Annotated in this window: 2 protein-coding genes and 1 pseudogene; 2 read left to right on the top strand and 1 reads right to left on the bottom strand. The window is 51.6% G+C overall.

Translation table 11 applies throughout. The features are described from left to right. Window positions 1-3 precede the first annotated feature (3 nt). Window positions 4-1,254 carry a saccharopine dehydrogenase family protein gene (locus tag B2Z72_RS17965; protein WP_297005462.1) on the top strand — a complete coding sequence of 417 codons (1,251 nt, stop codon included), beginning with the start codon at window positions 4-6 and terminating at the stop codon, window positions 1,252-1,254. A 42-nt stretch (window positions 1,255-1,296) separates the two neighbouring features. Here B2Z72_RS17965 and B2Z72_RS17960 read toward each other — a convergent pair whose 3' ends face one another. Next, window positions 1,297-2,769: a DHA2 family efflux MFS transporter permease subunit gene (locus tag B2Z72_RS17960; RefSeq protein ID WP_296984142.1), complete on the bottom strand. Its 1,473-nt coding sequence runs from the start codon at window positions 2,767-2,769 to the stop codon at window positions 1,297-1,299. Between the two features lie 397 nt (window positions 2,770-3,166). Here B2Z72_RS17960 and B2Z72_RS17955 point away from each other — a divergent pair. Beyond that, window positions 3,167-4,141: pseudogene (locus B2Z72_RS17955) on the top strand (aldehyde dehydrogenase family protein). Window positions 4,142-4,403: the final 262 nt, after the last annotated feature.

Here is a 4,403-nt window from a genome sequence, read left to right as displayed (position 1 = left end):
CATCTGATCGTTTACGGTGCCACCAGCTTTGTTGGCCAGATTCTCACCCGCTATCTGGCCGAAACCTATGGTGTTGGTAATAGTGTCGGCAATGGCCTCCACTGGGCCATCGCCGGTCGCTCACAAAGCAAACTGGAATCTGTGCGCGCTCAGACTCTCACTCCATTGGGCATTCAACCTGACAACCTGCCCATCATACTCGCAGACGCCGCTGACGATGCCGCACTGAACACACTGTGCAATCAGACCCGTGCCGTGGTTTCAACCGTTGGCCCTTACGCTTTGTACGGCGAAACACTGGTAAAAATCTGCGCGCAAAGCGGTACCGATTACTGCGACTTAACCGGCGAGCCGCAATGGATCCGCCGCATGCTGGAGCGCTATGAAGCTACGGCCAAAGCCTCCGGTGCGCGCATTGTGCACAGCTGTGGTTTTGATTCGGTCCCTTCCGATATGGGCGTATGGTTTTTACAGGAAGAAAGTTATCGCCGTTACGGCAAACCGGCGGTGCAGTCAAAAATGCGCTTTAAAGCTGGCAAAGGTGGCGTATCCGGCGGCACCGTCGCCAGTATGGTTGAGTTGACCAAAGAAGTGATCGCCAATCCGGCGCTGAAAAAAGAACTGGCTAATCCCTATTCCATCTGCCCTGCCGAACATGGCTTTACTGTGCGCCAGAACACCATGTCAAAACCGGCGCAGGACACAGATATGGTCAGCCATACCGCACCTTTTATCATGGCTGCAATCAATACCCGCATCGTGTTCCGCTCGAATGCGCTGCGCGAAAATTACTATGGTCATAACTTCAGCTATAACGAAGCGGTACTCACCGGCGCCGGGTTTAAGGGCTGGCTGGGAGCGCGGATTTACAGTCTCGGGATTGGTGCCTTTCTGCTTGGTGCAGCACTTAAACCGACGCGTTTTCTGCTGGAAAAATACGTACTGCCCAAACCCGGCGAAGGCCCGTCACCACAGGCTCAGGAAGAAGGCTTTTACGACCTCAGGTTTATTGGCCGTACGGAAGACGGTCAGCTGACGCTGACCAAAGTCACCGGCGACCGCGACCCGGGTTATGGCAGTACAGCCAAAATGCTGGGCGAAGCGATTGTTGGCCTGGCGCTGGACTACTACGACACTGACGGTAATAAAACCGGTAAAAGCGGTGGCTTCTGGACCCCGGCCTCACTCTTTGATGAACGCTATATCGAACGTTTGCAAAATAAGGCCGGAATAAAATTCGAGGTACTGGATTAACAGCCTGCACTAAGCAAGATAGATAAAAGCGGCAGCCTGACCTCAGGCGGCTGCCGCCCGCTTTTTCAATACCGAGTGACCAGCATCCGCCGGCAGTCGCATCACATCAATAAACGTCATTAACGCCAGTACCGATACCAGAATAAATGCCAGACTGAAATCGGCTGCAACCGGTGCCCCTTCATCACCGCCAAGAAACCACTGGGCGATAGCAAGCATTAATGCGCCAACAGCAATGCCCATTCCACTGTTCAGCCGCTGAACCACACCAAACAGGGTGTTGGCATCATTCATGTGATGCTTTTCGATATCCGCAAATGCCATGGTGTAAAAAGCTGTAAATTGCACCGAGCGTGTCATACCCGTTATAAACAAAATAACGGCAATCAACGTCGTCGGCGTATCTTCCGTAAGGGCCGCATAAGCAAGAAAAGAGCCCGCAACGATAAAGCTGTTGACCATCAGCACACGGCGAAAACCAAAGCGGTTCATAATCCATGTGGTGGTTGGTTTCATACACAGGTTACCGACAAACAGCCACAAGAACAGAGCACCGGCTTCCGCCGGACTGTAGCCAAAGCCAAGCTGAAAGGTCAGCGGCAATAAAAATGGTGCAGCGTTCAAGGCAATCCGTGACAGTGAGCCACCGCTAACTGCGCTGGCATAAGTGCGTACCTGCAGAATACTGAGATCAAATAATGGCTTTTCGCTGCGTAACAGATAACGGCTGCAAAGCAGCAACAGAACAACACCGACAACGCCGGCGATCAGAGCTGGCAGTATAAAGGCCTGACCATGACTGGCGGTTTCTACTGCGATCATAAACAAACCAATACCACTGCTGCACAACAGAAAGCCACGCATATCAAAATGTTTTACCGGATATTTCACCGGCCGGATCAGGAACAGCGACGCCACAAATGCCAGAATACCGATGGGCAAATTAAGCAGAAAAATCCATTCCCAGCTCCATTGCATGGTAATCCAGCCGCCTAACGCTGGCCCAACAATGGGACCGGAAAGCGCCGGCCAGGTAAGAATAGCGACAGTTTTTACAATCTGATCTTTCGGCGTATCACGCATCACCAGCAAACGGCCAACCGGTACCATCATGGCGCCGGCAATACCCTGCAACACCCGCGCTGATGTAAAAGTAAGCAGACTGTCGCTGGCAGCACACAACAAGGATGCCAGGGTAAAAAACGCAATGGCTGAGGCAAAGACTCTGCGCGGACCGAAACGGTCTGCGACCCAGCCGCTGAGCGGAATAAACACGGTAAGTGCCACCAGATAGGCTGATACTCCGGCAGACAGGCTGGCCGCCGGCACAGCAAAATCTTTCGCCATGGTTGGCAGTGCGGTAGTAATGACGGTGGCATCCAGTGTTTCCATAAAAAACACTACGGCCACCATCAGAGCTGTCGCCGTACGATAGCGCAATGGGGACGGTTGTTCAGGCTCTGCTGAACCGGGTGGCACATGGCCATTGCTTTGGGTGTGACTGGCACCTGTCATTTATTTTCCTGCATACGGATCTGTGAGTGCTTTTAACGGCTTCGGCTTAGCATTCTGAGCAGATACATCAGAAGTTCTGGCGGGCAGGATTTGAAAGGAGGCGGAATCAATCCGACGCTCAGGTCTGCTGAGGTGATTTTCCACAGCAGTTTATTAATTGTAATGGACTAATAATAACCGACTGTTGCGCAAGGAATACTAAGGAACAGATTGTTCCCAAAACACCACAGGTCTTCCGGCCAGCCAGACAAACAGAAACAGCCGACTGGTTCAGTTTGCAGAACAGTTATTTGATTTGAATGCATCTTAGATTGGCGAATAATGAAGCAGTACAGCTGCAGCGGCTCTTCTGCAGAGCAATAAGCTTATATTCAGCACATTCTTATGCACGCGCCTGATGAGATGGAATTCTCCAAGGCAAACTTTACCCATGAGTCAGACACACAAGCCATCCGGCAATACACCCGCGCAACAGCAGAATATCGGCCTGCTGCGTGTTGCAGAGCTGGGTAAAGAAGCCGGTTTACCGGATGGTGTACTTAACGTGATTAATGGCCCTGGTAAATTAGGCGATCATATTATTCCTGATAAACGCATCGCCAAAGTGTCGCTGACCGGTTCGGTACGTACCGGCCATATCATTGCCGACGAAGCCATGAAAGCCAATCTGAAACACGTCACCCTGGAACTCGGTGGTAAAAACGCCGCAGGTTTCCTGCCGGATATGAGTGTGGAAGAAATCGTTGATGGTATGTTTGAAGCAGGCTTTATGCACACCGGTCAGATCTGTGCATCCGCTGAACGCTTCCTGGTTCACTCCAGCCAGATCGACGAAGTCGAAGCGGCAATTAAAGCCCGTCTGGAAGGAATCGAAGCCGGTGACCCAATGGACGAGAACGCCCAGTTCGGTCCGGTCGCAACTGAAGACCAGTACAAAAAAGTCATTGAAGCATTTGAAACTGCGGTGAAAGAAGGCGACCGCTTTGTGGTCGGTGGTGAAACCTATGACCGTGCGGGATTCTTTGTAAAACCAACGGTTATTCGTCCTAAATCCCTGCAGAGCACTTCATGGCGCGAAGAAGTCTTCGGCCCGGTTGCCACCCTGGCAACTTACGAAACCGAAGAAGAACTGGTGCGCGAAATGAACGACACCCCTTACGGCCTGACTGCCTCCGGCTGGACCCACGACCTGTCAAAAGCACTGCGTCTGGTACCTTAGGTAGAAGCCGGTACCGTATGGGTGAATATGCACACTATCGTTGATCCAGGCGTACCATTTGGTGGTGCCAAAGGCTCCGGTATCGGCCGTGAATACGGCGCGGCCTTTATCGAGGATTATACTGAGCTGAAATCAGTGATGATCCGGTATTGAGCAGCAACGCCACACTGATTTCTTATTAAAAGATATTGCTTAAGGCTTTGATAAAAACGCCTCTGGGCTTCGGCTCAGGGGCATTTTTATTGATGGGCATTGATTGTTCTGAAATACAGCCGCAGAAAACACCAACAAAAAAGCCAGCTGTTTAAGCCGGCTTCTGTGTTACTGACGGATCAGTAGAAATTCTGGTAGGACTACCCAGATTCGAACTGGGGACCTCTACCATGTCAAGGTAGCGCTCTAACCAACTGAGCTA

Origin of the sequence: Thalassolituus sp. UBA6592 (assembly GCF_002433655.1) — a bacterium.
Lineage (GTDB): Bacteria > Pseudomonadota > Gammaproteobacteria > Pseudomonadales > Oceanobacteraceae > Venatoribacter.
This window is presented reverse-complemented; position numbering and strand designations above follow the sequence as displayed.

Coding starts and splice junctions, on each gene's coding strand:
- B2Z72_RS17960 (WP_296984142.1), bottom strand. CDS start 2,769: ATGACAGGTGCCAGTCACACCCAAAGCAATGGCCATGTGCCACCCGGT.